We start from the raw sequence: 634 nt of genomic DNA on the forward strand, positions 1-634 counted from the left end.
CGGCATCGAGGAAGGCTGGACCAAGCGCGTCGTGGATGGCATCGCGGCGACCGGCAAGCCGGTGATGGGCTTCGGCATCGAACTGCATGGCGACCATGACACGATCATGCGCGCATCGAAAGCGGCGAAAGAGATGGTGCAGTACGCCACGTCGCTGCAACGCGAGGAGTGCCCGCTCAGCGATCTGTGGGTCTCTACCAAGTGCGGCGAATCGGATACCACGTCCGGCTGCGGCGCGAACCCAACTGTCGGCAATGCGTTCGACAAACTCTACGGCCTCGGCACCACGCTCGTGTTCGGCGAGACGTCGGAGCTGACGGGCGGCGAGCAGATCGTCGCGGCGCGCTGCGCGAACGACGGCGTGCGCGAGCGTTTCCAGTTCATGTTCGACCGCTACCAGGACATGATCAATCGCTGGAAGACCGACGACCTGTCCGAGTCGCAGCCCACCAAGGGCAACATCGCGGGCGGCCTCACGACGATCGAGGAAAAGGCGCTGGGCAACATCCAGAAGATCGGCAAGAAGTGCATGGTCGATGGCGTGCTCGACAAGGCCGAAATGCCGACGCATCCGGGCCTGTGGTTCATGGACTCGTCGTCGGCGGCGGCGGAGATGGTGACGCTGTGCGCGGCT

General features: G+C 64.4%; 1 pseudogene. It reads left to right on the top strand.

Annotation, left to right across the window (positions count from 1 at the left end):
• Positions 1-634: pseudogene (locus DVS29_RS36600) on the top strand (UxaA family hydrolase); the annotation flags it as partial.

The organism is Paraburkholderia phosphatilytica, from assembly GCF_003443895.1.
In the GTDB taxonomy this organism is placed as follows: Bacteria; Pseudomonadota; Gammaproteobacteria; order Burkholderiales; family Burkholderiaceae; genus Paraburkholderia; species Paraburkholderia phosphatilytica.